Annotated in this window: 21 protein-coding genes and 2 pseudogenes; 9 read left to right on the top strand and 14 right to left on the bottom strand. The window is 70.6% G+C overall.

Annotated features, from left to right (window positions below; genetic code table 11):
* Positions 1-49 precede the first annotated feature (49 nt).
* Positions 50-2,212: pseudogene (locus ACIBJF_RS43890) on the bottom strand (discoidin domain-containing protein); the annotation flags it as partial.
* 820 nt (positions 2,213-3,032) lie between these two features.
* Here ACIBJF_RS43890 and ACIBJF_RS43885 point away from each other — a divergent pair.
* A complete protein-coding gene (locus ACIBJF_RS43885; RefSeq protein ID WP_399182808.1) occupies positions 3,033-3,230 on the top strand; it encodes a hypothetical protein in 198 nt (65 codons plus the stop codon).
* A 99-nt stretch (positions 3,231-3,329) separates the two neighbouring features.
* On the opposite strand, the pseudogene ACIBJF_RS43880 reads toward ACIBJF_RS43885, so the two are convergent.
* The 3 genes and pseudogenes from ACIBJF_RS43880 to ACIBJF_RS43870 all read right to left on the bottom strand — a co-directional run.
* Positions 3,330-3,791 (bottom strand): annotated as a pseudogene (locus ACIBJF_RS43880) (SpoIIE family protein phosphatase); the annotation flags it as partial.
* A gap of 602 nt (positions 3,792-4,393) precedes the next feature.
* A complete protein-coding gene (locus ACIBJF_RS43875) occupies positions 4,394-4,909 on the bottom strand; it encodes a hypothetical protein (RefSeq protein WP_399182806.1) in 516 nt (171 codons plus the stop codon).
* A gap of 197 nt (positions 4,910-5,106) precedes the next feature.
* Positions 5,107-6,519: a carboxypeptidase regulatory-like domain-containing protein gene (locus ACIBJF_RS43870; protein WP_399182804.1), complete on the bottom strand. Its 1,413-nt coding sequence runs from the start codon at positions 6,517-6,519 to the stop codon at positions 5,107-5,109.
* Positions 6,520-6,775: 256 nt separating this feature from the next.
* Between ACIBJF_RS43870 and ACIBJF_RS43865 the strand changes: the two genes are divergently transcribed.
* Both ACIBJF_RS43865 and ACIBJF_RS43860 read left to right on the top strand, forming a co-directional pair.
* Entirely contained in the window at positions 6,776-7,345 is a 570-nt protein-coding gene (locus ACIBJF_RS43865) for a TetR/AcrR family transcriptional regulator (protein ID WP_399182803.1), read from the top strand.
* 91 nt (positions 7,346-7,436) lie between these two features.
* Complete coding sequence (locus ACIBJF_RS43860; protein ID WP_399182801.1) at positions 7,437-7,979, top strand: hypothetical protein; 543 nt, start codon at positions 7,437-7,439, stop codon at positions 7,977-7,979.
* A 108-nt stretch (positions 7,980-8,087) separates the two neighbouring features.
* Here ACIBJF_RS43860 and ACIBJF_RS43855 read toward each other — a convergent pair whose 3' ends face one another.
* From ACIBJF_RS43855 to ACIBJF_RS43820, 8 genes are all read right to left on the bottom strand, one after another.
* Positions 8,088-8,696: a flavin reductase family protein gene (locus ACIBJF_RS43855; RefSeq protein ID WP_399182799.1), complete on the bottom strand. Its 609-nt coding sequence runs from the start codon at positions 8,694-8,696 to the stop codon at positions 8,088-8,090.
* Positions 8,697-8,882: 186 nt separating this feature from the next.
* On the bottom strand, positions 8,883-9,677 hold the full coding sequence (locus ACIBJF_RS43850; protein WP_399182797.1) for an oxidoreductase: 795 nt from the start codon (positions 9,675-9,677) through the stop codon (positions 8,883-8,885).
* A 66-nt stretch (positions 9,678-9,743) separates the two neighbouring features.
* Positions 9,744-10,571, bottom strand: a complete 828-nt coding sequence (locus ACIBJF_RS43845; protein ID WP_399182795.1) for an alpha/beta hydrolase — start codon at positions 10,569-10,571, stop codon at positions 9,744-9,746.
* Positions 10,572-10,733: 162 nt separating this feature from the next.
* Positions 10,734-13,484, bottom strand: coding sequence for an AAA family ATPase (locus ACIBJF_RS43840; protein WP_399182792.1), 2,751 nt, complete (start codon positions 13,482-13,484; stop codon positions 10,734-10,736).
* 206 nt (positions 13,485-13,690) lie between these two features.
* The gene (locus tag ACIBJF_RS43835; protein ID WP_399182790.1) at positions 13,691-15,592 is read right to left on the bottom strand and encodes an ArnT family glycosyltransferase; all 1,902 of its coding nucleotides are present in this window, start codon (positions 15,590-15,592) and stop codon (positions 13,691-13,693) included.
* A 23-nt stretch (positions 15,593-15,615) separates the two neighbouring features.
* Positions 15,616-15,939, bottom strand: coding sequence for a hypothetical protein (locus ACIBJF_RS43830; protein ID WP_399182788.1), 324 nt, complete (start codon positions 15,937-15,939; stop codon positions 15,616-15,618).
* Between the two features lie 362 nt (positions 15,940-16,301).
* A complete protein-coding gene (locus ACIBJF_RS43825) occupies positions 16,302-17,639 on the bottom strand; it encodes an alpha/beta hydrolase family protein (RefSeq protein ID WP_399182786.1) in 1,338 nt (445 codons plus the stop codon).
* A gap of 409 nt (positions 17,640-18,048) precedes the next feature.
* Positions 18,049-18,948: a helix-turn-helix transcriptional regulator gene (locus ACIBJF_RS43820; protein ID WP_399182784.1), complete on the bottom strand. Its 900-nt coding sequence runs from the start codon at positions 18,946-18,948 to the stop codon at positions 18,049-18,051.
* Positions 18,949-19,142: 194 nt separating this feature from the next.
* Between ACIBJF_RS43820 and ACIBJF_RS43815 the strand changes: the two genes are divergently transcribed.
* The 5 genes from ACIBJF_RS43815 (at position 19,143) to ACIBJF_RS43795 (ending at position 23,412) form a co-directional block, all read left to right on the top strand.
* Entirely contained in the window at positions 19,143-20,531 is a 1,389-nt protein-coding gene (locus ACIBJF_RS43815) for an MFS transporter (protein ID WP_399182782.1), read from the top strand.
* Between the two features lie 28 nt (positions 20,532-20,559).
* Complete coding sequence (locus ACIBJF_RS43810) at positions 20,560-20,901, top strand: carboxymuconolactone decarboxylase family protein (RefSeq protein ID WP_399182780.1); 342 nt, start codon at positions 20,560-20,562, stop codon at positions 20,899-20,901.
* 32 nt (positions 20,902-20,933) lie between these two features.
* The gene (locus tag ACIBJF_RS43805; protein WP_399182778.1) at positions 20,934-21,335 is read left to right on the top strand and encodes a cupin domain-containing protein; all 402 of its coding nucleotides are present in this window, start codon (positions 20,934-20,936) and stop codon (positions 21,333-21,335) included.
* Between the two features lie 644 nt (positions 21,336-21,979).
* The gene (locus ACIBJF_RS43800; RefSeq protein WP_399182776.1) at positions 21,980-22,738 is read left to right on the top strand and encodes an SDR family oxidoreductase; all 759 of its coding nucleotides are present in this window, start codon (positions 21,980-21,982) and stop codon (positions 22,736-22,738) included.
* Between the two features lie 56 nt (positions 22,739-22,794).
* On the top strand, positions 22,795-23,412 hold the full coding sequence (locus ACIBJF_RS43795; protein WP_399182774.1) for a VOC family protein: 618 nt from the start codon (positions 22,795-22,797) through the stop codon (positions 23,410-23,412).
* Between the two features lie 68 nt (positions 23,413-23,480).
* On the opposite strand, the gene ACIBJF_RS43790 is transcribed toward ACIBJF_RS43795, so the two are convergent.
* Both ACIBJF_RS43790 and ACIBJF_RS43785 read right to left on the bottom strand, forming a co-directional pair.
* Positions 23,481-24,395 carry a GNAT family N-acetyltransferase gene (locus ACIBJF_RS43790; RefSeq protein WP_399182772.1) on the bottom strand — a complete coding sequence of 305 codons (915 nt, stop codon included), beginning with the start codon at positions 24,393-24,395 and terminating at the stop codon, positions 23,481-23,483.
* Between the two features lie 150 nt (positions 24,396-24,545).
* Positions 24,546-25,001 (bottom strand): hypothetical protein, encoded by a 456-nt coding sequence (locus tag ACIBJF_RS43785; protein WP_399182770.1) that lies wholly within the window; start codon positions 24,999-25,001, stop codon positions 24,546-24,548.
* Positions 25,002-25,376: 375 nt separating this feature from the next.
* Here ACIBJF_RS43785 and ACIBJF_RS43780 point away from each other — a divergent pair, with 375 nt between their 5' ends.
* Positions 25,377-25,940, top strand: coding sequence for a GNAT family N-acetyltransferase (locus tag ACIBJF_RS43780; RefSeq protein WP_399182768.1), 564 nt, complete (start codon positions 25,377-25,379; stop codon positions 25,938-25,940).
* The last annotated feature ends 188 nt before the right edge of the window (positions 25,941-26,128 follow it).

Genomic DNA, 26,128 nt, shown 5'->3' with positions numbered 1-26,128 from the left:
GGGGCCGCCGGCTCCGGTGGCGGCCTGAGCCGTAAATCCCCGCTCAGCCCTGGAGGGTGAGGAATCGCCTCCCTTCAGGGAGGGGAGCCTTCAAGTCGGTCCAGTCCGAGTCGTTGGAGGAGACCTGCACCACGAAAGTCTTCGCGTACGCCTGCTCCCAGGTCAGCTCGACCCGGTCGAAGGACTGGACGGAGCCGAGGTCGACGCGGATCCACTGGTCGTCCTCGTAGGCGGAGGACCAGCGGGTTCCCGCGTCGCCGTCGGTGGCGTTGGCGGCGCCGTTGCTGTCCTGGTCGGTGCTGGAGGCCTCGGCCGGCGCGTGCAGCGCGAGGTCGGTGCCCGGCCGCGCGCTGTCCTGGACGGACAAGGTCCACAGTGAGCTGCCCCAGGAGGTGGCCCGCGTCAGGCATCTGATGCGGACGTACTGGGCCTGCTGCCGGTCGAAGGTCACCGTCTGCGCGTAGGAGTCGCCGGACGCGGTGAAGGTGAGCGGCACCTCGTACTCGTAGCCGAACTGGCGGATGCCGAAGCGGGTGGTGCGCCGGTCGCTCTCCTGGCCGCCGGCCGACGCGGTGAGCGTGAGGTCGTGCAGATGGGGCTCGCCCAGGCCGTTCGGCCACCACAGCCTGGGGTTGTGCAGCCGGAGCTGCTGGAACGCGTCGGGAGCGAAGACGACGTCGAGACTCTGGCCGGCCTTGACGCCGACGGTCTTCGAGACCCGCACGCCGTCGAAGGCCGCGGTGACCGTCGCCTGGTGGTCGGCGCTGTCGGCGTTGCGGACCGGGACGACCACGGTCACCTCGGCGACCGACACGTCCGGCAGCGCGGGCAGCACGGTGTCCACGCGCGGGTCGCCGATGACGATGTGCCCGGTCGATCTCAGCCGGACGTGGTTCCAGATGCCCGCCGCGCGGTCACGGACGGCCGGCATCCAGTCCCAGCCGGAGGACGCCAGGTACGTGGGGGAGTTGAGGTTCATCTGGTTCGCGCCCGCGTCCACCCAGGACTCGCCGAGCGGGCCCTTGTCACCGGGGCTGCCGGGGACCGGCATCGGCGTGATCCGCACCGCGAGCGCGTTGTCGCCGCTCGCCGCGAGCCGCTGGGTGACGTCGAACGCGGCCCGCGCGAACGGGTAGGTCAGATCACCGACCCGTTCGCCGTTGAGCCACACGTCGGCCTTGTGGTTGACGCCGTCGAACTCCAGCCAGAGGTGGCGGCCGCCGCCGGTGCGCACACCGCGGGGCAGGGCGAAGTCCCGCTTGTACCACCAGGAGTGGCGCGACAGCGCCTCCGGGATGTGCAGGTTGTTCAGGCCCGCCACCGGGTCGGGCAGCTGGCCCCGCTCCACGAGCGAGCCGAGCACGGTGCCGGGCACGGTCGCGGGCAGCCAGGTACTGGTGTCGACGTTCGTCTTCGACAGGGCCGCGCCGTCGGCGCCCGCCCAGTCGTCCATCGTGAGCCGCCAGCCCGACTCCACCGGCACGGTCCCGTCGTCGGCGACCGCGAGCCTCGGCGCGTCGCCGTGCTCGACGCCCCAGTCGGTCCAGCCGGTGGCGGCCGGGCGGCTGCTCCTCGCGGTGCCGTAGACCTCGAAGCCGTTGACGCCGAGGGGCAGCGGGCTGGAGCGCTTCTGGGAGGTCATGCGCACCCAGCGCGCCGGCACCGGGCGGGGAAGCTGGACGTCCACGACGCCGCCGGTGCCCGACGTGGTGCGGTACACGGCGGTCCACGACGTGTTGTCCAGGGACGTCTCGACCACGAAGACCAGCGGGTAACTGGACTGGCTCTCCTTGCCCGTGGTGCCACTGTGCACGTTGCCGGTGGTCGGCGGCGTGTACACCGGGTCGGAGGCGTCCGCCTCGAAGGTCAGCCGGATCTGGGTGACCTCGCAGTCGGCCTGGAGATCCACGGATATCCACTGTGGGTCGCCGTCCTCGGCCCGCCAGCCGCTGCCGCGCACGCCGGGGGAGGAGAGGCGGTCGACCACGAAGGATCCGGGGGTTGCGGCGTAGGCGGTCGAGGAGACCGTGACCGGCCGGTAGAGCGCCAGCTCACCGGGGGTGGCGGGGGTGACGGGTGCGCCGGTGGGGGCGGCAGCGGCGGTCGGCACGGGGAGCACGGAACCGAGGCCGAAGCCGGCCAGCAGGGTGGTACCGGTGGTCACGATGGTCCGTCGCGACGGATGGCGCGACGGATCCGACTGATCTCTCATGAGTGGTGACGTCCCATCAGCAAAGCGACGCAGGCCGAAGCAACTCCGCGCACCGTCCCGTGCCGGAGTGGAATGACAACGTTGCCAAAGGCTGTGTCGCGCGGCGCCACATGTCAACCCCTGCCGAGTGGATCCAGCGCGATCGCTTCGTCGTTCCACGGCGGGAGACCGGACGATCGTGGCTGTGGCGCTTGGGCGCGTGGCGGTGGCATCGACTTCCCGTGCGTCGAGACCCGTCACGGCGAGGCATCGCAACGGCGAACGCCAGACGTGAACACCGTGACCCTGCCTGCTCACCACTCTGAGTACGGCCCTCTGAAGATATCTGCAGCTTGACGCGCGAAGTCCGCTGCTCGGCCGCGCCGAGGCACAACCGGCGACCGACCGTGCGATGGACGGGCAGTTGCAATTGGAACAGGGCAGGGGGCAGCTGCTGCAGGCCGTGGCCGCTTCCGTCTGGCCTGGATGGGCGGCCAGTTGGGTCGCCGGCAGGAGGCCGCCCAGGCAGGAGAGGGCCTGGTACCGTGCCCACGGCGTGGATGCGACTGCCGGCCGCCCGCACGTCCAAGGACGGCAGGTATACCGCCGGGTCGGCTTGTCACCGGGGAGATACAACAGCCGTACGCAACGCAGGAGTTGCCACCCGTCCCATGGGGGTTGAGTGGGGGGTCCAGTGAAGTTCAGAGTCGTCCTCCTGGCGTTCTTCCTCGTGCCTGCGGTGTGGGGAGCGGCGAGCTTCATAAGTGCCCTGGCGGCTTCGGCGCAGGTCGTGTGTCCGGGAGAAAACGCGGGCGCGGACGGGGAGGAACGCCCAGGCCCGATGCGGCCAGGGGACGCGCGGTGTTCGGTGCTGGACGGGTCGCTCGCGGTGGCGACACGAACGTACGAGCAGCAGCGCAGTTACCAGTCCCTGGAGCGGCGACGCGACGCCAGGAACGGAGTCCTGCTCATGGCGTACGGCGCCGCAGGCGCGCTCCTGGTCTGGCGGGCCACGCGACCGGGGACGGGCAGGGACTGAGCCCGCCTGCACAGATGCGGGCCGCCGAAGAACATGCCGCCGAGCGGAGCCGACGGCGGACGGCGGGGACTGGCGCGGCGAAGGACCATGCCCTTGGTTTTGCGGCTCCTCCTGCACCCAGCGCACGTTCGTACCGGAAGGAAAGCGGGCGAGTTCCGCCGTGAGCTCCTCCCCGGGGAAGGGGTAGGCATGCCCACCGCCGCAGCGCCTGCCGGCGAGGTCCGGCCGGACGGGCGCTACCCGGCGGTGGCGAGCCCGATGAGCAGCAGGGCGATGTCGTCTGTCCGGGGCGCGGTTCTGCCGTGCATGGTCGATCAGGGGCGTGGCGAGCCGGTCCAAGGGCTGGGTCGAGACCGAGGCGAGCTGGGTGGCGAGCCCGGACATGGCGTCGTCCATGTCGACCCCGGGAGTCTCGACGAGGCCGTCGGGGTACAGGGCCAGGACGGTGCCGGGCGTCAGCGCGATCTCGGTGGGGGGATGGTCCACGTCGGGGTCGATGCCGAGCAGCAGGCCGGGTCGGAGGGGAAGGACCTCGGCGTGCCCGGCGGGATGACGCAGCACGGGCGGGATGGCTGGCGGTGGCGAGAACGGCTCGGTGACGTGCGAGGTCGAGATGGGCGTACAGGCGGCTGACGAAGCGGCCCGGGTCCATGGCGACAAGCTGGGCGGTTGGAGGGACACCGTGGCCGGCTCCGTGCTGCCGTGGCCGCGAACGCGGCCCCGCACGGATACCCCTGGCGCTGTGGACCGCCACCGCGGTGACGTCGTCCGGCAAGGGCGCCCCAGGGGCGGCGGAAGTCCTCGCACTCCTCGCCGGTGCGACGCTCGCCTTCGTCGGGCTGGGTGCCGTCGCGTACGGCGGCGCCCCCATGAAGCCGGAGAGGTCCGCCTCGGGCGGCACGCGGATAGGGGCCGCCTTCCATATGCCCATGGCGGCTGTCGCCGCTGGTCAGCCTCTTGCTCGCACGATGTTGTTCCGGCCCCCTCTGAGGGGGCTCGTCGGGGCGACCACGACCGCCGTCTACCTGCTGGCTGTCAGCGCTCAGTTCCTCTGCTTCGCAGTTCGCCGAACCAGTACGGTCTCACCGCCGCGAACCTGCAGCCGCTGCGCATCCTGCTCCGTTCCGCCCAGGCGCGTGAACGCCTGATCGAATGGACCCCGGTCATCCACCCGTCTGCAGGCTCGGAGGGAAAGTCTCCCCGTCCGGGACCGGTTCCGCCCGGCTCCCGGCGGTGTCGCCGGCGGTGCTGTGCGCGGGCGGCCACGGGAGCAGGGCGATCAGGGAGTGTGCCCGATGGATGAGGAAGGCGGCGAGCGGCAGCTCGGTGACCAGGGCAAGGCCACCCGCCATCCAGACGTCCTCGGTGCCGGCGTCGAGCGAGATGTCGAACCAGGTGTCGCAGATCAGCAGGACCGCGGTGGCGTGCGCGTACAGGATGACCGAACGGCTGCGGCGCCAGGCCAGCAACGCCGTGGATGCCAACGCGATGACGAGCAGCACGTCGAAGCCGACCCAGGTCAGGCGCCACTGGTGAACGTGGCGGGACGACGGCAGCGTCATCCCCAGCATCACGGTCCACGGTATGAGACAGGCGGCGCACGCGGCGAGCAGCTCAGCGGTGTGCTTTCTGCGGCGGTCCGGCCGGAGGCCGCGACGGTTGGCGTGTTCCTTGGTCACTTGCGATCCGTCCTCGCGTACTTCCTCCGACACCGGCAGGTTTCGGTTTCCCTTGATTCCACATGGCCACAGCCGTTGACGCCGTTCCGGATATTCCCGTGGTGTGCGGGCGCTGCGTAGATGGCAGCGGGTGCCGCGCCGGCGAGGGACACCTCTGTGCGATGGCGCCGGCGCCGGCCGGCGCCGGCTGCGCAGTCTCAGGATCCGTGTCTCGCGTGGCCGAGATCGAGGCGTTGAGCGCCCGCGTGAACCGGCGTGCCGTTGCGCCGGTCATGCAGGGCGAAGTCGGCCCGGACGGCCACCCCGGACTGCACCAGCCTCTGGTGGACCAGGGGGTTCCGGCCGGGATGCGAGACGACGACGCTGATGTATCCCTCGGGCAGACCGGTCACGGCGTACTCACCCCGCGCGTTCGTCGTGGTGCGCACCAACTGCTGGCCGCCGGCGTCCATGACGGTCACCGCGGCATGCCGGATGGGCTGCTGTTCGCCGTCGCGGACGGTGCCCTCCAGCATCGGCAGCAGTTCGCCGAAGTGGTGCGGGTGGACCGGTAGCGCGGTGGGTGCCGGCGCCTCCACGGAGGGGTCCTCCACGGGCGGCTCGGGAACCTCCTCCGGCTCGTCCTGCGCTCCTCGTCGTACGGCCATGCGGTACTGGCGCCAGGCGTCGAGGCCCAGCAGCGCCGTACCCGCGGTGATCCACGCGCACAGCACGAGGACGGGCTTCAGCACCCCGGCACCGTCGAAGTACAGCAGTCCTCTCAGGGCGTCGACCGCGTTGCCCAGCGGCATGACGGTGTGCAGGGCCTGGAAGAACCCCGGCAGCAGTTGGACGGGGACCAGGCCGCTGGAGGGAACGCTCAGCACGACGTACAGGCCCAGACCCGCCAGTGGGAAGAAGTGCTTGACGAAGGGCGCCATGCCGAGGGAGAACGTGGCCACGGCCGTGGTGAGCAGGAAGGCGATCGCCATCGCCGTGGGGTCGTTGGGGAAGAAGTCCAGTCCCACGCCGACGAGGAAGCCCACGACGCTGAAGAGGCCGGCGACGCCCACGATGGTGATCAGCTTCTTGCGCCGGTTGAGGGTCACCGCCCGCAGCAGGGTGGTGGCGAGGATGTAGCCGGGGACGTTCCAGGCGATCCCGAAGTAGACCATGGTTGTGCCGGCCCCGTCCTTGCCGACCGTGGGGGCTACGTCCGTGACGGTGAGCTTCTGGTGGTTGTGCGCCGCAAGCTGGGTGAAGCCCTTGGTCAGCGCCTGCTCGAGGGTCGCGCCGTTGGCCTTGGCCACGTAGAGCACGGCGGCATGTCTGCCCTTGGCGGCGAAGCCTGCCACCGCGTCCCGGTCCAGCACGGCCCGGCGGGCTTCTCCGGCGTCTGTGACGGCCGTGACGTCGAACCCGCCGGGATGCTGTCGCTGTAGAGCGGCGTCGACGTTGCGTTCCACTGCCCGATCGGCGATCACGAGCTTGATGTGGTGGGGCTGAGGCTGGTGGAAGGCCATGGGGAAGCTGAAGAGCAGGCCGAGGAAGAGTGCTGCCGGGATCGTGAGGGTCTCGACGAGGACTCTGGCCACGGATATGCCCTGGGGACGCTCGATCCGGTGTTTCACAGGGCCACCCCTTGGTCGCCACGGCGAGCCGTGCACCAGAGCCCGCGGGGCACACGGCCGACCGGATGTCCGGCAACCCCATGGCCGCCTCTCCGGTGCCGGTGGTCCTTCACTGTTCGCGGTGCCATCAGTTTCACGGCGCCCCTCTCGGCTGACCCGCGCCCGACCGTCGCCATGGCGCCCCTCGATTAATGTACCGATCGGCACATCTACGTCTGCCTGGACCTTACGCGTACCGGTCGGTACAGTCAAAGGTGTGCCTCGCCCCGTCAATGCCGAGAAGCGTGCCGAGCTGCTGAAGCAGGTGGTGCACCACCTTCAGCACCACGGCGTCGCGCAGATGTCGCTGAGTCCGCTCGCCGAGTCGATCGGCACCACCAAGCGGATGCTTCTGTACTACTTCGGCAGCCGCGAGAACCTGCTGGCCCAGGCACTGGCCGCCAGCCGTCCGGACGCGCACGCGATGTTCGACGACGTCCGCGACAGCGCGGGACTCCGCGAGGCGGCCCAAACCCTGTGGGAAGCGATGACCGTCGGGGAGCAGTCCGGGCCGGTCCGCATGCTGCTGCAGCTGCTCAGCCTGGCCGCCACCGATCCCGAGCAGTACGGCGACATCGCGGCCGAGACCGTCGAGGTCATGATCGGCCCCATCGCCGCGGCCTACGTCCGGCTGGGCCACCCGCCACAGCAGGCGCGGACAGGCGCCACGGTCCTCGTCTCCGGCCTGCGCGGTCTGTGCCAGGACCGCTTGGTGACCCATGACGTCGCCCGCACCGACGCGGCCGCCCGCCGCCTCATCAGGGACGCGGTCGCGGCGGCCGACTGAGCTTGAACAGGGGGGCGAGGCGCAGGCAAAGCCCGGCAGCGCCCGGCGGACCCCCGGTCGGAGTGCGAGAGATTGCACCTAGGCTGTGGGCATGCTGCTGATCCACGGCGGGGAAGCCGTAGCCGACGCTCCCGAAATGCGCACCGGAGGAGTTCCACTCGTCCCGGACGGGTTCGTCTGGCCGAACTGCCGCGAGTGTGGCGGGCCCATGCAGTTCCTCGTTCATCTGCCCCTCGATCTCGGGGCGGTCGCGGTGTTCTTCTGCCAGAACGATCCCGGCATGTGCGACGACTGGGACGCCACCGCCGGTGCCAACCGCGCCTTCGTCTTCAAAGGCCGACTGGCGGCGGCTACCGTCCCCGCCGAAGGCGAGACGCTGCTCGGTGCGGTCACCGCCTTGCGCCCGCACCCGGGCGACGCCCCGACCGCGGAGCCGGTTCTGGGACGGCTGGGCGGCGAACCGGACTGGATCCAAGGTGACGAGACCCCTGACTGTCCCTCCTGCACTGCCCGTATGACGTTCACGGCTGAACTCGAAGAGGGATCCGACTTCGCCACCTCCGCCAACTTCGGCGGAGGCGGCCGCGGCTACGTCTTTCACTGCCGCCCCTGTGGCGAGGCCGCCTTTCTCTGACAGCGATGAAGCCGGCCCTCCGGGCCCGGCACTCCGACATCCTCACGGTTCTGCGTCGGAGCCGTCTCTCACGAGCGCGTGCCTGAACGGCCGTGGCCCGGGCCCCGATCAGCGCGGGCCGGGCTCTTCGTAAGGGATGCGGCGCAGGTGCAGGACCTCGCCCAGAGTGCCCCATTCGTCGCCACCGAGCTTGGTGAGCGGACGCAACGACTCGCTGCTGGGCAGGCCGTCGACGATGTAGTTTTCCTCCGCCGCGGCATGGACCACCCGCCCGAAGACCAGGGTGGAGTTGCCCATGCGGAGAGTGGTGTGCGAACGGCACTCCAGAACCACAGGGGAGCCCGCCACCCGGGGCGGCCGCACGCATCTGCTGGCTTCGCGCTCGACACCCGCAACGTCGAATTCGCTGACCGCACGAGGAAAGTCGGTGGCGGTGGCGTTGATCAGGTGCAGCAGCGGTTCGGACGAGAAGTTGACGACGAACTCCCCGGTGTCCTCGACGTTGCGCAGAGAGTCCTTGCGGCCGATCGAGGTGAACTGGAGGATCGGGGGATCGGTGCTGGCGATGCTGAAGAAGGAGTGCGGGGCGAGGTTCTCGGTGTGTCCGTCCGGGGTGGTCGTCGAAACCCAGGCGATCGGCCGTGGCACGACGACCGAGGTCAGGAACCTGTAGAAGGCCGCGCTGCTCATCGCCTCAGGGTCGTATTCCACGCGCATGCGCCCAGTATCGAATCCGACCTGCTTCCAGCTTCTACAGGCTGGGAGCGTGTCGGGCCGTCGGTGCGGTCGGAGCATCGGGCCGGGCTCGTGCCGTGGCGACTGTGGACCTCGGTGGCCGGGGAGCCGAAAGCACCTGTGCCCACTCCGGGTGAAGGGAGCGGGCACAGGTGCTTCGGTGATCGATCAGAGCGTCTTGATGAGGCCGCCGTCGATGGTGAAGTCCGCGCCGGTGATGTTGGCGGTGCGGTCGCTGGCGAGCATCAGGACGAGGTCGGCGACCTCGTCGGGGCGGGTGAACCGACCGGTGGCGAGGCCGCCCAGGTTGTTGATCGCCTGGTCCACGGCTTCCTGCGGTTGGACGCCCATGGCGGACGCGAGGGTCTCGGCCATGCCGCCGGGACCGCTCCACAGGTCGGTGCTCACCGGGCCGGGCGCAACGGTGTTGACCCGTACGCCCTGCTCGGCCACCTCCTTGGACAGCGCCTTGGAGAAGTTGGTGAGAGCGGCCTTGGAGGCCGCGTAATCGACGATGCCGGGGTCGGGCAGGAAAGCGTTGACCGAGCTGATGGTGACGATCGCACCACGCGATGCGAGCAGCGCGGGAAGAGCCGCACGTGAGGCGCGCACCGCGCTGAGCAGGTTGACGGTCAGGGTCTCAAGCCACTCGTCGTCGGTGACGGAGGCGAATCCGCCCAGCCGGGGCTGAGCCCTGCCGACGTTGTTGACCAGGACGTCGATGCCGCCGAACTGTTCCACAGCGGTCGCGACGAGCGTCTGCACGCCGCCCACCGTCGCCAGGTCGGCCGTCACCGGGATCACGGTTCCGGTGGCCGCCAGTTCGGCGAGTTCGGGGCTGGTGGTGCGGGCGCCGGCGACGACGCGAGCGCCTTCCTCGGCGAAGGCTCGGGCGACGGCAAGTCCGATGCCTCGGCTTGCGCCGGTGACGACGACGATCTTGTCCTTCAGGTGCAGGTCCATGACGGTATTCCTCGTTCGTTGATGTATTTCAGGTAGGGGAGTAGGCAGAAGGCGTGGTGCCCGCGGTCAGCGGCCGGCCGTGGCGGACAGGCCGGTGATGCCCTGGCGCGCCAGCCAGCCGAGCGCGCAGTCGGCGACGGCTCGCCATCCCTGGTCGACGACCAGGGAGTGGCCGCGGTCGGGGAGCTGCTTGAGGTCGGTGGTCGCGGTCGAGTCGCCGTAGAGCTTGTAGGCGGCGCGGGTGACGACGTCCGGCACGGTGTGATCGCGCTGGCCCGACATCAGCAGCAGGGGGCCGCGATCGGTGTTGCCGGTGTCGATCGTGGCCGGTGACCTGCGGGAGAAGTTGGCGAACGCCGCTTCGAACAGCGGCCGGCCCGGGGCGGGGACGGCGTACGCCTCGAACAGGGCGTCGGACTCCGGCTGCGAAATCGCGTTCCCGAACGCGTAGCGGAACCGCGCTGCCGTGAGGGAGACGGCCCGGGAGCGGTTGGCCGGATTACGGAGAACCGGGAAGGCCGAGCGCAGCTGCGTGAACGGCAGCGACCTGACACCTCTGATCGGTGCCGGGTCGATCGCCACGGCGGCCCGGCCGAGTCCGAGACCGAGGAGCTTCTGGGCGATCAGGCCGCCGAAGGAGTGCCCGATCAGCACGGGCTCGGTCGGCAGCGACTTGACGAGGGACGCGTAGTGCTCGGTGACGTCGTCGATGCCTGGGCCGGCCACGGCCTGCGGGTGTGACCGTGCGTCGGCCACGTTGTCCGGTTCGCCGGGCCAGCCGGGGGCGAGCGGGTCGAAGCCCTCGGCATGCAGCAGCTCCATCCAGGGGTGCCAGGAGGAGGAGTGCAGCCACAGCCCGTGGATCAGGACGACGGGGGTGCGCTGGTTCGCCATGAGAGCCTCCTTGCGACGGAGGACCGCCTGATGCGATCTCCTGTGGTGCTCTCCAAGGTGCCGCCGGCGTCATCGCCGTCGGCTCAGTCAGATGACGCAACCGGTGGCGTTGGGACATGACTGAGGGGCCGAGGGCTGGACCGAGCGGGCCGCCGGGCGAGATCAGCGTTCGTCGGGCGGAGCGGTGGGGATGGCGGTGTCGAGGGCGTCGCGGAGCGCGGCGCGGCTGGTGATCCCGAGTTTGGGGAAGATGCGGTACAGGTGGGAGCTGACCGTCCGGGGTGAGAGGAAGAGCTTCGCGCCGATCTCCTTGTTTGTCAGCCCGGTGGCCGCGAGCTGGGCGATCTGCCGTTCCTGCACGGTCAGCGACTGCCATCCCGCGCCCCGTGCGCCGAACGCGGCCCCGGCCGCGGCGAGCTCTGCACGGGCTCGGTCGGCCCAGGGGAGGGCGCCGAGGTGGGTGAGGACACGCAGGGCCTCCTCGAGTTGTTCGCGCGCCGCTCTGGTCTCGTGGTCGCGGCGCAGTCGCTCACCGTAGGCGAGGCGGATGCGGGCGGTCTCGAACGGGAACAGGGCGGCGCCCGGAGTGGCGAGGGCACGCTCGTAGAGGCTGGATGCCTGCTGCTGCGCCGTCATGGCCTGTGCCGCCGCCGTGACGAGGGCCAGGCGGGGAGAGAGGGCGGGCAGCCCGGCGGCGACGGCCGCCTGTGCGTGGCGGCGGGCCTCGTCGAGGTGTCCGCTGCGCAGGGCGGCTTCGACGAAATCCAGCAGGGTGCGTGGCGCCTGCTGGCTGTGGGGTGTGAACTCGCCGGGTGCGGTGATCGTCGTGGCGAAGCGGTACGCGGCCGCATGGTCCGAGCGGGCCAGCGCCGCCGTCAGGCCGACGGCGTCCGCGTACTGGGTCAGGTGGCCGACACCGCGTGGCCTGGCCCAGGCCTCCACCGCCCTGCGATCAGCGTCCGCGGCGTCGAGGTCTCCGCGGCAGGCGGCGACCATGGCGAGGAAGCCGCGGAACTGGTGGGCGAAAAGGGCGTAGTCGTGCCGGGTGGTCAGCTCCAGACCGTGGCGGCCCGTCTGCTCGGCGTCGGTCCACCGGCCGGACCCCATCTGGTCGAGCATGACGACCTGGAGCAACGTCATGGCGTTTCCGGCGGCGCCCGCCTTCCCTTCCCGGGCGACCAGGCGGGTGAGAGGGCCGCGGAACTCGTCGAGTGCGTCGAGGTAGTAGGCGGTGACCAGCAGTCGCATGGCATCCCACGGCCGGTCGGCCGTAGCACGGACGAACTCCCGACGCAGACGCTCCACACCGCCCGGGCCCCGGCGGACCACGTCGCCCCACGTGTCGCGGTACAGCAGGCCGGCCGAACCCGCGGGATCGGCCGGGTCGCAGAAACGGTCCACACACGACTCGGTGACCGTCCAGACGGCGGTGTCCGCCGCGAAGAGGGAGATCACCAGCAGGAGGTTGATCAGTCGCTCGACCGCCGGCTTGTCCTGGACGGGGTCCAGCCGGTCCAGGGCGGCGACGACCTTGCGATGGGTGGTGCGCACGTCGCCGTCCCGGTAGAGGGCGGCGTAGCACTCCGCGATGATCCTTCCGGTCTCGCCGGCACCCGCGTCCGCGATCTCCGACAGCTGTTGCGCCCGCTCCAGCTGGGCCGACTGGCCTGCGACGAAGGCCGCCTCAGCCAGACGCCGGGAGCGCTGATCCGGTCTCTCGCTGAGCTGTGCGGCCCGCTCCAACCAGATCACGGCGACCGAGGACGCTCCCCGTCTGGTCGCGGCCTCGGCAGCCCGCTCCAGCACGGTGGCCACCTTCTCGTCGGGGTCCACCGTGGCCTCGGCGAGATGGTGCGCCCGCCGCTCCTGGTCGTCCCGGTGCAGCTCGGCGAGCTGGGCATGGGCCGCCCTTCGGCGGTTGGGCGTGGCGAGCTGGACCACCGCGGAACGCACGAGCGGGTGCCGGAAGCCGAGCTGCCCGGTGACCGGGTCGACCACCAGGAGTCCGCGGCCGATCGCCTCGTCGACGTCGCCCAGCCGCCGTTCCAGTGCGGGACGGCGGGGTCCGGCCACGGAGGCCAGGCCGTCGAGGGCGGCCAGCAGCAGGGCCTCCTGCGCGGAAGGCGTCAGCTCGGAGATCCGGTATCCGTACAGGTTCTCCAGGCGGCGCGTGAGGGGCAGCGGGGATGCCTGCTCGGCCGGGGCCGCAGGCATGCTCCCGGCCGTCTTCGGCAGCTCGATCAGCGCGAGCGGGTTGCCCTGTGCCCAGTGCAGCACGCGCTCACGGGCGACCGGGTCCAGATGGCCGCCGGTGCGTTCCAGCAGCGCCGCCGCATCCGGTCCGTCCAGGGGCCCGACCTCGATCTCCTGGAGTCCGGCGTCGTCGAACACGGACGGTACGTCCGCCCTTACGGTGATCACGCCCCGGCCGCCGACCGCACCTGCCCGGCGCATCACGAAGGTGCAGACACGGGCACTCTCGCTGTCGAACCAGTGCGCGTCGTCGACCGCGAAGAACAGGGGCTGGTCGTCCGCTGCCGCGGCGATGAGGGAGAGCATCGCACCGGCGACCTGCGCCACGTCCGGAGCGGCCTCGCCGCGCAGACCCGTGACCTGTTCCAGGATCCCGCGCGAGGGGGCGGGCAGCCGCCCGCCGAACGGGAGCAGCGGCAGGAGCAGCTGATGCAGGCCGGCGAGCGGCAACTGGGACTCCGCTTCCACACCGGAGGCACCCACGACCTCGAAGCCCGCCTCGTCGGCCAGGGACACGGCTGCTTGAAGGAGCGCGCTCTTGCCGGTGCCGGCATCGCCGCGGAGCACGGCGAACGAGGAGTGCGCGGGAGCCCGCAGCAGCCGCTCCAGCCGCGCGAGTTCCGTTTGCCGCCCGATGAGCCGATGCTCGTTCTGCGCCACCTGTCACCGTTCCCGTCCACATTCGGGCCTGGCCACCTGCCGACACGCCGTCTTCGGGCTGATCACCCACGGTAGCGCGGGAACGGGGCGGCAGCCGCAAGATCTTTTGAAGCCGCAGCCCGGCCGATGGCCGGCGGCCCTCGTGACGGCTGCAGGTGCTGCGCGTTCCGCAAAGGGTTGCCAGGCGATCGACCAGGCGTCGTTCCTCAGCCCTGCTTGCCGCAGTCGTAAAGGCGGAAGCTGCCCTTGGTGCGCCAGCCGTAGGCCCCGGAGCGGATGCGCGTGCAGTGGGACTTCACCCAGGTCGTGGCCGGGGTGGTGGGCCGCAGCGGGGTGAGCAGCACGTAGCGGAGCTGGTGAGTGCTGATCAGGCTGCCGAGTTGATCGGCGGTGGGGAAGGGGGTCTTGCCGGTGAAACCGCCCATGACGAGCATCGGCTGGGACTGGGCGCGCAACAGACGCTCCGCAGGGTAGGCGGCCTGGGTGGCGAGCAGGTACTTCTCGCCGTGGTGGTGTGCGGTGAGGTAGTCGAGCAGGGCGGTGTCGCGGTCGCTGGGCTGGTCGAGCCCGACCCGGCGCAGTGCGGATCGGTCGTGGAGGGCGTTGCGGTAGACCTTGCCGACCGGGCCGGCCGTGGGGGAGGTGGAGGCGCCCGCGTAGAGCGGGTCGAGGGAGGAGGCGGCCCAGCCTGCGGGCAGGAGCAGAGTGGCCGCGATCCCGGCGGCCAGGGAGCCCTGGACCATCCCCGAGGCGTGCGACCCGCCGGTCCACAGGCCGAGTGCACCGCATATCGCAAGGCCCACGGCGAGCAACAGCAGCCAGGAGGCGAACAGGGTCGGCACGTCGAGTACCAGCGCCCAGGCCACCGTCAGCAGGATGGCCGACGGCAGCCACACGCGCCGCCGACCGCCCGCCTCGTACTCGGACCGGAAGAGGGCGAGCCCGCCCCCGGCCAGCGCGGCGATCGCCGGTGCGAGGACGGCCGTGTAGTACGGGTGATTGCCGTTGGAGACGCTGAACACCACGGCATGCACGGCCAGCCAGCCGCCCCAGAGCAGGAATCCGGCACGCAGCAGGTCGGTTCGCGGTTCGCGGGCGCGCCAGACCAGGGCCACCACGGCGGCGAGCGCGGCGAGCGGCAGGAACCAGGCGATCTGCGGGCCGACGGTGTGGTTGACCAGCATTCCCCAGCCGGTGTTTCCGGAGGTCCGGCTGGCGGCGGTCCCCGAAACGGCACCGAACGCGGTGTCGTCGTCGCTGAAGCGGCTCAGGCCGTTGTAGCCGAAGACCAGGCTGAAGGGATTGTTGTTGGAGGTGCCGTCGACGTACGGGCGGTCCGCGGCGGGCGTCACCCAGGCGAGCAGCGTCCACGAGCAGGAGACGGCCAGGGCGGCCACACCGCTCAGCAGCAGGCGCAGGGCACGTCGCAACGGTGTGCCGCTCGCGGCGACTTGGTAGACGACGGCGAAGACCGGCAGCACCAGCCATGCCTGCAGCATCTTCGTCTGGAAGGCCAGCCCGACCCAGACGCCACAGGTGATCAGCGGCAGCAGTCGCTCGGTCCGTACGGCCTTCTGCAGGGCTCCGGCGGCTGCCACCAGCAGCAGAGTGAGCGCGGTGTCCGGGATGGTGGCCCTGTTGAGGACCACGGTGACCGGGGTGAAGGTGAGTATCAGCGCCGCGATCAGCGCGGCGAACGGCCCGGCCCAGGCCCGTACGATCCGGTGGAGCAGCCACACGGTGAGCACGCCCTCGACGACCTGTGGCAGCGCGGCCGCCCAGGTGCTCGGACCGAAGATCCAGACGTTGATGGCCTCGGGCCAGAAGGCGCCGGGCAGCTTGTCGAGGGTGATCGAACCGCTGGGGTCCAGACCGCCGAAGAAGAAGGCCCGCCAACTGGAGGCCATCGACCGTATCGCCGAGCTGTAGTAGGGGTGAATCGCGGCGTGCCCGATGCCCCAGCCGTACAGCAGCGCGGCGACGATCAGCACCGCGGCCAGCGCCGGGCGTTCCCAGCTCGCCGGGGCTTCGGGCCGGCTGCCGCGCCGGCGCGATGTCCGGTGGCCGGTGCGGGAGCCGGTGGTCTGGTCGGTGGGGATGGTGGCCATGGCGGAGGTCCTTGGATCAGTGGTCAGGCGGGGCGGCGGGTTACAGGCGGCGGGCTGCCCGGAAGCCGTAGGCGTTGCTGGTGCGTGCCGTCCAGCGGTACGCCGTCCGACGGACTGTCGGTGGTCGTGCCCTCGGCGGCAGACCGGTTGGGGCGGAAGCTGGGGCGGATCGGGCCGTCGAGGCCCGTGCACACACCGCAGTGGTCGACGGCGGCGGTCGACGGCGCAAGCCCGCCGAGGCGAGCGGCACCGGGAGGTGTGCCGGCCGCTGTGGACGTGTCGGCGGTGCGGCCCTGCGTCGTCGTAGGGGCGCCGATCGCGATACGCACCGACAGCGGGACGTCCACGGCGATCGGCTGCGCACCGCTCGACCCGGCTTCTGACCCCCTCGGATCGGATGCCGCCCGGCCCGCCCTCCGTGCGGGCTGCCGCCACCGGCAGCCCGCACGGAGGGCGACGCACCCGGCGGACAGACCCCGCCGGGCAGCCGCATCGCGGCCGGCGACGGGGGTGCTGTGGCGCAGGGCCCGGGACGCGGTGGGCAGGGCAGCGGTTCCTCTCTCAACCGAGCGACGAGCGCTCGAACGTTCGATGAACGCACACTTTAGCCGCATGAGATCACACAACAATCACACGAGCGTCCCTGTGTCGTCCTGTCACGGAACTTCCGGGGTGGGCCCCCATGCAGGGGCCCGGTGCTCGGAGTACGTCAGCGGACGAAGGCGATCTCCGGGTAGCTCTTGGAGGGCCCGTCCAACAGGGTGGTGTGCTTGCCGCGCAACTGCTTGTCGAAGAAGGCGGCGAGGTACACGCGCTGGATCTTGATCGCCCGGTCGGGATCGATCGTGCCGTACTGCTGCTGCACCTGCTCCGGTGAAAGCCCGAGCAGGGGCGCCACCTGCGGCACCAGCCACTCGTTGTCGCTGAACGACAGGTGCCTGGAGCCGTGGAGCTGGATGTCGACCCGGTACCCCTTCAGGTGGGGCCACAGCTTGCGCCACGACGAGTCGTTGTTGCGGTTGTGCGTGCCGGAACTGAACAGCATGAACGGGCGGCTCAGGTCCTTGCTCGGCGCCGTGCCGAAGAACTGGCCGTCCAGGTTGGCCCCGGCGTCGATGCGGTGGTCGAGCTGCATGGCGGTGTCGACCGCGGCGCCGCCCAGCGACCAGCCGAACATCCCGATGTGGGAGGTGTCCACGGACTTCGACAGACCGGAGGGGAGTTTGGCGTGGTCGACGTCCGGGTTGCCGCCCTTGGCGATGGTGCCGAGCTGGTTGATGACGAAGCGGATGTCGGCGGCGCGCACGTTGAGCGTGTCGGAGGAGTGCGAGCCGGCCGGCATGGTGTTGACCTCGAGCCGATTGCCCGGGAACTGCACCTCGTTGGCGTCGTGGGTGTGATCGACGGCGATGACGATGTAGCCGCGGCTGGCGAGGTCCTCGGCCAGGGCCGTGCCCATCGCGCGGTCCGAGTGCAGCCCGGTCGAGTACAGCAGCACGGGCAGCTTGCCGAGGTTGGTGTCGACCGGGGCCAGGACGTGGCTGGATGTCTGCGGCAGCGCGACCTGCTGCGGCGACAGGCCGCGCGAGTACAGGAAGTGAGCGCCCGAGATCGACGGCATCCACGGCGCCACCGGGTATCCGGAGGTGGAGGAGGCCGGGTACCAGTACGTCACCATCAACTCGCGCGCGCGGTTGCCGGATACGTACGGGTCCGTCCGGGACTTGTCGACGAGGTGCTGGCTGAAGGTGCCGACCTTGTAGGGCCCGCTCGGCGCGGGCAGCTCGAGCTGGACGGCGGAGGCCCGGCCACGGCTGAGCGTGGCGGCCTGGTGGGTGTCCTTGGGTAGGGCCGCGCTGTCGTTCTCCGGCGCCCAGTTCGTGGAGTCCTCGTCGGGCGAGGATCCGGTGGCCGACTGCTTGTCGGACGCCTTCCCGGCGGCCATCGAAGGCGTCACCCCGGCACCCAGGGCGACGGCGAGCACACCTGCGGTACCGACCGCTCGGGCTATGAGTCTGCGGTGGTGGCGCGGTCTGCGGTGTTGCATATAACTCCCCTAGTGGTCACGGGCCCATGGCCCGCTGATGGTCAGGGCACACCGTACCGCTGCCCGGACCAAGAGATCGCGGGACCATGCGTTTACCGCGGAGTAGCACGCACGGACCACCTCTTCCAGGCCCGGTCCAGCGGATCACCGGCGGCGTACCGCGAGCCGTACCGCGATCCGATCGCGCTGAACTCTGCGTTTGGCTCTGCAACCGGGCAACGCCGAGGATTTGAGGCGTTCCGGGCGCCCGTCACCGGTCACATCGCCGCGCCTGCGCAGGGCACAACGAGCCGACGACGACAGCCGGATCAGGCGTCCGGCCCCGGGGGCTGTCCCGCGCTTCGTCGGCCTTGGCAGCGATCGCTTCCGCACACGTTCGGGCCCACTCCGCCACGGGCCCCGTCACAGGTCACGGGGCGGGCTGGTCCAGGGCTTCGTGGGGCAGCGCCTCGTCAGCGGTGGCAGCCCAACTCGCCAGCAGTTTCAGGGCGTCCTCGTCGGGGGAGCCGGGCTCGGCGCTCATCGCCGTCAGGCTCAGGGAGGGGTGCGCGGGCAGCTGCATGGCGTCGAAGGCGAGGGTGAGGTCGCCGACGACCGGGTGGTGGAAGTGCTTCACACCGCTGTAGTGCAGGCGTACGTTGTGCCGGGCCCAGGCGATGCGGAACTCCTCGCTACGGGTGACGAGTTCGCCGATGAGGTCGGTCAGGCCCTTGTCGTGCGGATTGCGGCCGGCCTCGGTGCGCAGCAGGGCGACGGTGTTGTTCATCGACTCCTCCCAGTGGCGGCCGAAGAACTCGCGGCCCCGGGGATCGAGGAACTTGAACCGGGCGATGTTCGCCGGGGGTTTGTGTCCGTCGCCGAACAGAGGCGCGTACAGGGCGTAGCCGAGCCGGTTGGCGGCGAGGAAGTCGAGGCGGCCGTTGCGGACGAACGCGGGCGCGTCGGTCATGGAGTCCAGGATCCGCTGCACGCTCGGCGGCACCTGCGTCGGCTGCGGGGCGGTACGGCGGCGCTTGTGCGGAGTGGTGTTGGCGGCGCGGGCCAGGTCGTCGAGGTGGGCGCGTTCCGCCTCGTCGAGCTGAAGGGCACGCGCGAGGGAGTCCAGGACCGCCTCGGAGACACCGGAGAGGTTGCCGCGCTCCAGCCGGACGTAGTAGTCCACGCTCATCCCGGCGAGCATGGCGACCTCTTCGCGGCGCAGGCCGGGCACGCGGCGGTTGCCTCCGTACGCGGGAAGGCCGGCCTGCTGCGGGGTGATCCTGGCCCGGCGCGATGCCAGGAACTCCTTGATCTCGTTCCTGCTGTCCACGCCTTCCAGGCTAGGGCGGGTGCGCGGGGCGTGGGGGGTTCTGTCATTACCTGGAACAGCATTACCTTCCCCACCCCCGTGACCAGCGGTTTCATCGGTAGCGGAGAGAAGGAGCGGTGCGATCCGCCCCTGGCGGCGGTGGCTCACGCGCCGCCGTCCAGCCCTTACGTCCATCTCGTCGTCTGGAGACTTTCGTGCCCACCACCCTGCGGCCGCCTGCCGACACGGCAGAGCGGGAGCGCGGCCGGCACGCGGTCGCGGCCCTCGCCGCCGCCGTGGTCGGTTTCTTCGTGATCACCCTGGACGCCACGATCGTCAACGTCGCCCTGCCCACGATCCGCGACGAGCTGGGCGGCGGGATGACCGGTCTGCAGTGGGTGGTGGACGGCTACACCCTGATGTTCGCCGCGCTGCTGCTGTCGGCGGGTGCCCTCTCGGACCGGATCGGCGCCCGGCGCGCCTTCGGCACCGGCGTGGTGGTGTTCGTCGCCGCCTCCGCGGCCTGCGGCCTGGCGCCCGGACTCGGAATCCTGGTGGCCGCCCGCTTCGTGCAGGGCGCCGGGGCGGCGGTGGTGATGCCCACGACACTGGCGCTGATCAGAGAGGCGTACGACGATCAGGCGCGGCGCGCCCGTGCGGTGGCCGTATGGGCGTCGGGCGGGGCGGCGGCCGCTGCGGCCGGGCCGCTCGTGGGCGGAGTGCTGTCCGAGCTGAGCTGGCGGCTGATCTTCTTCATCAACGTCCCGGTGGGTGTCGTCGCCCTGCTCCTGGTGGCGCGGACCCGGCCGTCGCCGCACCGCAGGGTGCCGTTCGACCGGGCCGGGCAGCTCGCCGCGGTCGCGGGGATGGGCGGACTGACGTACGGGGTGATCGAAGCCGGCGCGGAGGGTTTCACCGCCCCCCGCGTGATCGTCGCCTTGGCGGTAGCGGTCCTCGGCCTGACCGGCTTTCTCGCCGTCGAGGCCCGCACCGCGCACCCGATGGTGCCGCTGGAGATGTTCCGCGACCGCACCATGGTGATCGCGGTCACCGTCGGCTTCACCTTCATGATCGGCTTCTACGGGATGCCGTTCGTGCTCAGCCTGTACTTCCAGCAGCTGCGCGGCCTGTCGCCGATGGCCACCGGGATGGCGTTCCTGCCGATGATGGCCTTCTCCGCACTGCTCACACCGGCCTCCAGCCGGCTGGTGCGCAGGATCGGCCGGCGGGCCTCGATCACGGGAGGGCTGCTGTTGATGGCCGCCGGAACGATGATCCTGGCGGTGCTTCCGCCGACAGCACCGCTCTGGGCCGTCGCCGCGCTGATGGTTCCCGTCGGCCTCGGCGGCCCGCTGGTCATGCCCCCACTGACCGCCCACCTCCTCGACAACGTCCCCGCCCACCGCGCGGGCGTCGCCGGCGGCATCCTCAACACCGCCCGCCAGATCGGCGGCGCCCTGGCCGTCGCCGTCTTCGGCGCCCTGCTGGCAGGCCACGCCGGCTTCCTGCACGGCCTGCGCACCAGCCTGTTCGTCACCGTCGCCGTACTGCTGTCCACGATCGTGGTGACACCTCTGCTGCGGCGGCGGCACGACACCACTTGACCCACTGAAACAAGGAGTAGCCGGCACCATGTCCAAGCACACCGCGCCGCGAGCGCTGACTTCCGTGGCCCCCAAACTGGTCGAGCTGACCGACGAGGTCCTCTTCGGGGACGTGTGGGAGCGCGCCGAGCTGTCGCCACGTGACCGCAGCCTGGTCACCGTCACCGCGCTGGCGGCGCTGCACCGGACCGAACAGCTCGGCTTCCACCTCAAGCTCGCCCTGGACAACGGCCTGACCAAGGAAGAGCTCGGCGAGGCCCTGACCCACCTGGCCTTCTACGCCGGCTGGCCCACGGCCATGACCGCCGTCGCCCAGCTCAAGAGCATCGCCGAGGAGCTCGAAGGGCCCGAAGGCACCACCACTGCCTGACCTGACCAGCCTCGAGAAAGATTCTTTTCACCATGGAACTGTTGAAGAAGCAGCCGACGATGAAGCTGCCGGCCGAGTGGTTCACCGGCGACGCGTGGGCCGACGTCATCTACCGCGGCGAGGAACCCTCCCGGGCTCGCGCGAACGCCGTCCGCTTCGCCCCGGGCGCCCGCACCGCCTGGCACTCCCACGGACTGGGCCAGACCCTCTACATCGTCGAGGGCATCGCCCTGATCCAGTCCCGTGGCGGGGAGATCCTCGAAGCCCACCCCGGGGACGTGATCTGGACCCCGCCGGGCGAGCAGCACTGGCACGGCGCCGCCCCCGACCACTTCATGACCCACATCGCCCTGTGGGAGACCGACGACGTCGACTGGCTGGAACACGTCACCGACGGCGAGTACGGCGGCCCCCGCCACAGCACCCGCGCCTGACCGGCCCGGCGCTCCACCCGGCCGGTCGGCAACGTCGGCTTCGTCGGTGTCCCGCAGGGCGGTTCCGCCGGGCCTGAGATTCTCGACCTAGTGAGGGGCGGTGGCAGACGAGCGTGTCAGCGCCACCGCCCGCCACGGCATCTCTGCGGGCCACCCACGATCCGTTGCATCTCCCTGACCTCCCGGAAGCACGACGCCTTCCGTTCCGCGACCAGTTCAGACCGTCCGGTCGGGTAGCGGGGCCCGGATGCACGTGGGCCGGACGAGTGACAGACTGAGGCGACGGAGCCGGCGGTCCGTGGCGGAGGACTCGGGACGGCCCCGTACCCGTCGTCTCTGTGTCGCATCCCAGCAGCGAGCGATCCGTTCGCTGACCAGTCGGGCACCACTGGGCTTCGAGCGGCTTCGCGAACACCGGACTCGACTTCATGCTGAAGCAGCACCACATCCGGAAGATCAGAACCGATGAGTTCGTCGGCATCGTGAACGGCGCCCCCGGCAGGGGCTCGTCGTAAAGAAAGACACCGCGCGACGCAGGGGGTGGCAGCACGACAGGGGAACGGGCGCCGAGCAGACGTGGAGGTGACCATGCCTGGCGAACGGAGGGACGTCCGGGAACCGCGCGAGGACGGCGGTGACTTCCGGTGAGTGCGACCGAGGGAGGAACCGCTGCGGCACGCGGAGTACTCGCCGGGCAGACGGTCGTGGTGGTGGGAGGCAGCGCGGGAATCGGTCTGGAAACCGCGCGGCAGGTGCGTGCGGCCGGCGGCGAGGCGGTGCTCACGGCACGGAACGCCGAGCGTCTGAAGCGGGCGGCCGACGAGGTGAACCCGGTGAGCACGGCCGCGTTCGACGCCCAGGACACCGATCGCCTGGAGCGCTTTCTCCGGGAGCTGCCCGGGCAGGTCGACCATGTGATGGTCACGGCCGGCAGCCCGTCGTACAGGCCCCTCGCCGACATCGACCTCGCCGACGCCGGACGTGACTTCGGCACGCGCCTCGCGGTGATGCTGGCAGTGGCGCGGGCGAGCCGCGAGAAGGTCCGGGCCGGGGGAACGCTGCTGTTCATCGGCGGGACCGGCGGCCGACGGCCCGCGGCCGGGATGGCCGTGATGGGCGCCCTCACCGCAGCGCTGCCGGCGCTGACCGCCAACCTGGCACTGGAGGTCGCCCCGGTCCGGGTCAACCTCATCGCGGCCGGGTTCGTGGACACACCGCTGTCGGCCTCCCTCCTGGGCGACCAACTCGACGCCCGACGCGAGCAGTTGAGGAAGACGCTGCCCATCGGCCGAGTGGTCGGTGCGGCCGATGTCGCCGCCCTCGCGCTGCACATCATGACCAACGGCGCCCTCACCGGCGCCACCTACGACATCGATGGCGGCCAACAGCTCGTCGCGCAATGATCGCCCGATCAGCAGCCCCGGCCCAGGCCGCAGTGGCGAGACGGGAGGCACAAACCATGGACATGAAACTGGAGGTCGTCGTGGTGCCCGTGTCCGACGTCGACCGGGCCAAGGACTTCTACACGACGCTGGGCTGGAGACTCGACGCGGACATCGCGCCCGACGGCGACTTTCGCGTGGTGCAGGTGACTCCTCCGGGTTCCCCGGCGTCGGTCATCTTCGGCACGTCCGTCACGGATCAGGCACCGGGCTCGGCTCAGGGCCTGCACCTGATCGTCGACGACATCGAGGCCGCTCACGACGAGTTGGCACAGCGCGGCGCCGACCCCAGCGATGTGTTTCACGACGCCGGCGGCGTCTTCCACCACGGCGGCACCGACGCCCGGGTGCCCGGACCCGAGCCGCGACACGGCAGCTACGGCTCCTTCCTGTCGTTCAGCGACCCGGACGGAAACGGCTGGCTCCTGCAGGAAGTCACCACCAGGCTCCCGGGACGGGTGGACTCCGCCACCACCGATTTCGCCTCGGCCGAGGACCTGGCCGGCGCCCTGCGACGGGCCGCGGCGGCGCACGGCGAACACGAGGCGCGCACCGGCGCGGAGGACCCGAACTGGCCGGACTGGTACGCGCGATACATGGTGAGCGAGCAGGCCGGAACGCAACCGCCGTCATGAACCGGCCTGGGATCCCAGGCCGGTGACCGAACGTTGCACGCAGCGCTGCCGCGCAGTGTGAGCCGACGTCAGGCCGCGGGGTGAGGAAGGCTGAGGGAACGGCTTTCCTCCATGACGCGGTAGCCGGCGCTCGTGTACAGGTTCATGGCCACCTCGTTGCCGCCCCACACCGTGAACATCAGCACCGAGTCGCCCGCTTCGACCGTTGCCCGTTCACCGGCCGCCATCGCGGCCCGCCCGTACCCCTTGCCGCGGTGCTGTTCCTGGATGTGCAGCGAGTAGCCATAGGTGACCCCGGGGAGGTGCCCGTGCTTCAGCCAGCCGGTGCCGATCCGCTCGCCCGCCGCCTCCAGCACCAGGAACGTGTTGTCGGGCGTCGCCAGGCCCTGGGGAATCAGATCGGCGAAGTCACGGTCGGACTTGCGGACCGCCTCCTCGGGGTCCAGGGCTCCGGAGCGGACGATGTCGCCGACGTAGGCGGACTTCTCCGAGGCCAGCCACTGGGGATATTCGGCCTCGGTCATCGGCCGAGCGGTGACGCCAGCGAGTGGCTTCGGCGGGAAACCGATGCGGCGTGTCCTGAGCTGGCCGCGGACGCCGTAACCGTCGAACAGCTCACCGGCGGGCTCGGTGAGCCGTATGTTCAGCCGGCGGGCACCGCGCTCGGCACACCATTGCTCGGCCCACTTTCGGGCGGCCTGCTCGTGTCCCCGGCCCGCGTGGGGCGCGTCGACGTGGACGTCGCCGATACGGCCCGCGGGAGCGCCGTGGTTGTCGGCTACGACCACGGCGACGTATCCCACCCGCATCCCGGCGTCCGTGATTGCGGCGACGGTCCAGGCGCCGGTGTCGGCACGTACATCCTCGAGCAGGCGCTCCGCGGCGGCCGCATCGAGGCCGGCCGCCGTGTATGAGGCGAGCAGCCGCCGCTCGAAGTCCTTCTGCCATGAGGTGTTGTCGTCAAGGATGCTGAATTCCGTCACCCGATCACACTAGACGCGGCCGCAACAGCCGCTCAGCAGGACCGAGCCCGCGCCCGCCCTCGTGAGGCAGGGGCCGCACAGTCCGCCTGCGGCTGCGGCGGCGACCCTGATCGGGGGCACCGGCGCCGGCCGCCGCGATGAACGGCTCGGTCACGAAGCCGCACGCGCGGTGCGGATGCCCGAGATCCCGACCGGTGTGCCCATGTGCTTCCGGGCTCGACCGTTCTGTTCGTGCAGGCGCTCGCAGTAGTCGTGGTCGAGCTGGACCACAGTGTCGGAGAAGAACATCCAGGACAGCATGTCGCGGTACTTGAAGCCCTTGGGGGTGAGCTGGACCCAGCGGCCGAGGCGGCGCAGCAGTCCGGTCTCCTCGGCGGCGTCCAGGATCGGCTCGAACAGGTGGGCCTTGTCCTGGTAGCCGAAGCGGTCCAGTTTCGGCGAGGTCCAGGTCGAAGGTGTCCAGGACCAGGCGCTTGCGGATGATCTCCTCGACGTCGAGGACGAAGCCGATGACGGGCTCCACCGCGTGGGCGTTGACCTGGGAGATGTAGTCGGCGACCTCGGACATGAACGGTTTGACGGAGCCCACCATGTAATCCAGGACACCGGTGTACGAACGGGCGCCGACGCCGAGCCCGAGCAGCGGCACACTGTGGAAGGTGAGCACCTTCTGCTTGTAGCCGCCGCGGCCGAGCTTCTTGTAGCGGACGAATCCTTCCTGGACGTAGCCGTGGCCGGTGAAGACCTGACGGGCGTAGTCGTAGCGCTCGTACAGGTTCGAGGACTGCGCGTACCGGTAGGCGCCCGTCTACGCGCCTCTCCTGCACCCCCCGCCTGACGCCCGGCCGACGGCGCGAGGCACTGAACGGGCTCGTAGCAGCCACGAGTTCACTGGCCATCGCCCACGCGGCGCAGCCTTGGTGGCTGTATGTCACCGAGACCGCTGCAGCCGAACTCGCCGACGCCTGCGGCACCAACGCCGTGCAGCTGGGGCAGGACGCGCGGATCCCGCTGCCCGGCAGCAGGTTCGAGGACAGTCTCGCGGGCCTGCCTTCCAAGCGGCGCGTGGCCATCCGCCGCGAACGCCGGGCTTCCACCGAAGCCGGATACGAGCTCCGAACCCTACGGCGTTCCGAGTGCGCCGACTCCGCCGGCGCACTGCTCGCCCAGCTCCAGCAACGCCACGGCCACGCGGCCGACCCGGGCGTCATGGCCAGGCTGCTGCGCGACCAGGCCGACGGCATGGCCGACAGCGGAGTCGTCCTCGCCGCGTACGCCGACGGCCGTATGGTCGCCTTCAGCCCCTCCTACCGCCACGCGGGCACCGTCTGGCTCCGCGCCACCGGCTACGACTACGCCAGGCTGCGAGGCGCGCACGAATACTTCAACCTCTTCTACTACCTGCCCATCGAGGACGCCTACGCTCACGGCGCCACCACCCTCCACCGCGGCATGGAATCCCTCCGCGCCAAGACGCTCAGGGGAGCGGTCACTTCGCCGCTCTGGGCGATCGAAGGGGCACGAGCGGACACCGGAACCGACTGAGAGGCCCCCATGAAGAACATCGCAGTGATGCCGGCGCCGGCACGGAGCCGCCGGAGGATCCGGACGCGAAGGCCAGAATGTGCGGGACTGCTTCGCGCAGGCTCATCAACTTCATTAGTAATCCCTGGTGTTGTGTATGTATAGTTCTGTGCATGGAGTTGCTGCGCATGTCCAAGGCTGCGAAGCGT

It is taken from the genome of Streptomyces sp. NPDC050743, assembly GCF_044456925.1.
Classification (GTDB): Bacteria; Actinomycetota; Actinomycetes; order Streptomycetales; family Streptomycetaceae; genus Streptomyces.
This window is presented reverse-complemented; position numbering and strand designations above follow the sequence as displayed.

Bases quoted from the DNA above. Each gene is read 5' to 3' on its own strand.
- ACIBJF_RS43850 (WP_399182797.1), bottom strand. From the start codon at position 9,677: ATGGACCTGCACCTGAAGGACAAGATCGTCGTCGTCACCGGCGCAAGC.
- ACIBJF_RS43855 (WP_399182799.1), bottom strand. From the start codon at position 8,696: ATGCGCGTGGAATACGACCCTGAGGCGATGAGCAGCGCGGCCTTCTAC.
- ACIBJF_RS43860 (WP_399182801.1), top strand. From the start codon at position 7,437: ATGCTGCTGATCCACGGCGGGGAAGCCGTAGCCGACGCTCCCGAAATG.
- ACIBJF_RS43825 (WP_399182786.1), bottom strand. From the start codon at position 17,639: ATGCAACACCGCAGACCGCGCCACCACCGCAGACTCATAGCCCGAGCG.
- ACIBJF_RS43885 (WP_399182808.1), top strand. From the start codon at position 3,033: ATGCGGCCAGGGGACGCGCGGTGTTCGGTGCTGGACGGGTCGCTCGCG.
- ACIBJF_RS43835 (WP_399182790.1), bottom strand. From the start codon at position 15,592: ATGGCCACCATCCCCACCGACCAGACCACCGGCTCCCGCACCGGCCAC.
- ACIBJF_RS43810 (WP_399182780.1), top strand. From the start codon at position 20,560: ATGTCCAAGCACACCGCGCCGCGAGCGCTGACTTCCGTGGCCCCCAAA.
- ACIBJF_RS43845 (WP_399182795.1), bottom strand. From the start codon at position 10,571: ATGGCGAACCAGCGCACCCCCGTCGTCCTGATCCACGGGCTGTGGCTG.
- ACIBJF_RS43805 (WP_399182778.1), top strand. From the start codon at position 20,934: ATGGAACTGTTGAAGAAGCAGCCGACGATGAAGCTGCCGGCCGAGTGG.
- ACIBJF_RS43795 (WP_399182774.1), top strand. From the start codon at position 22,795: ATGGACATGAAACTGGAGGTCGTCGTGGTGCCCGTGTCCGACGTCGAC.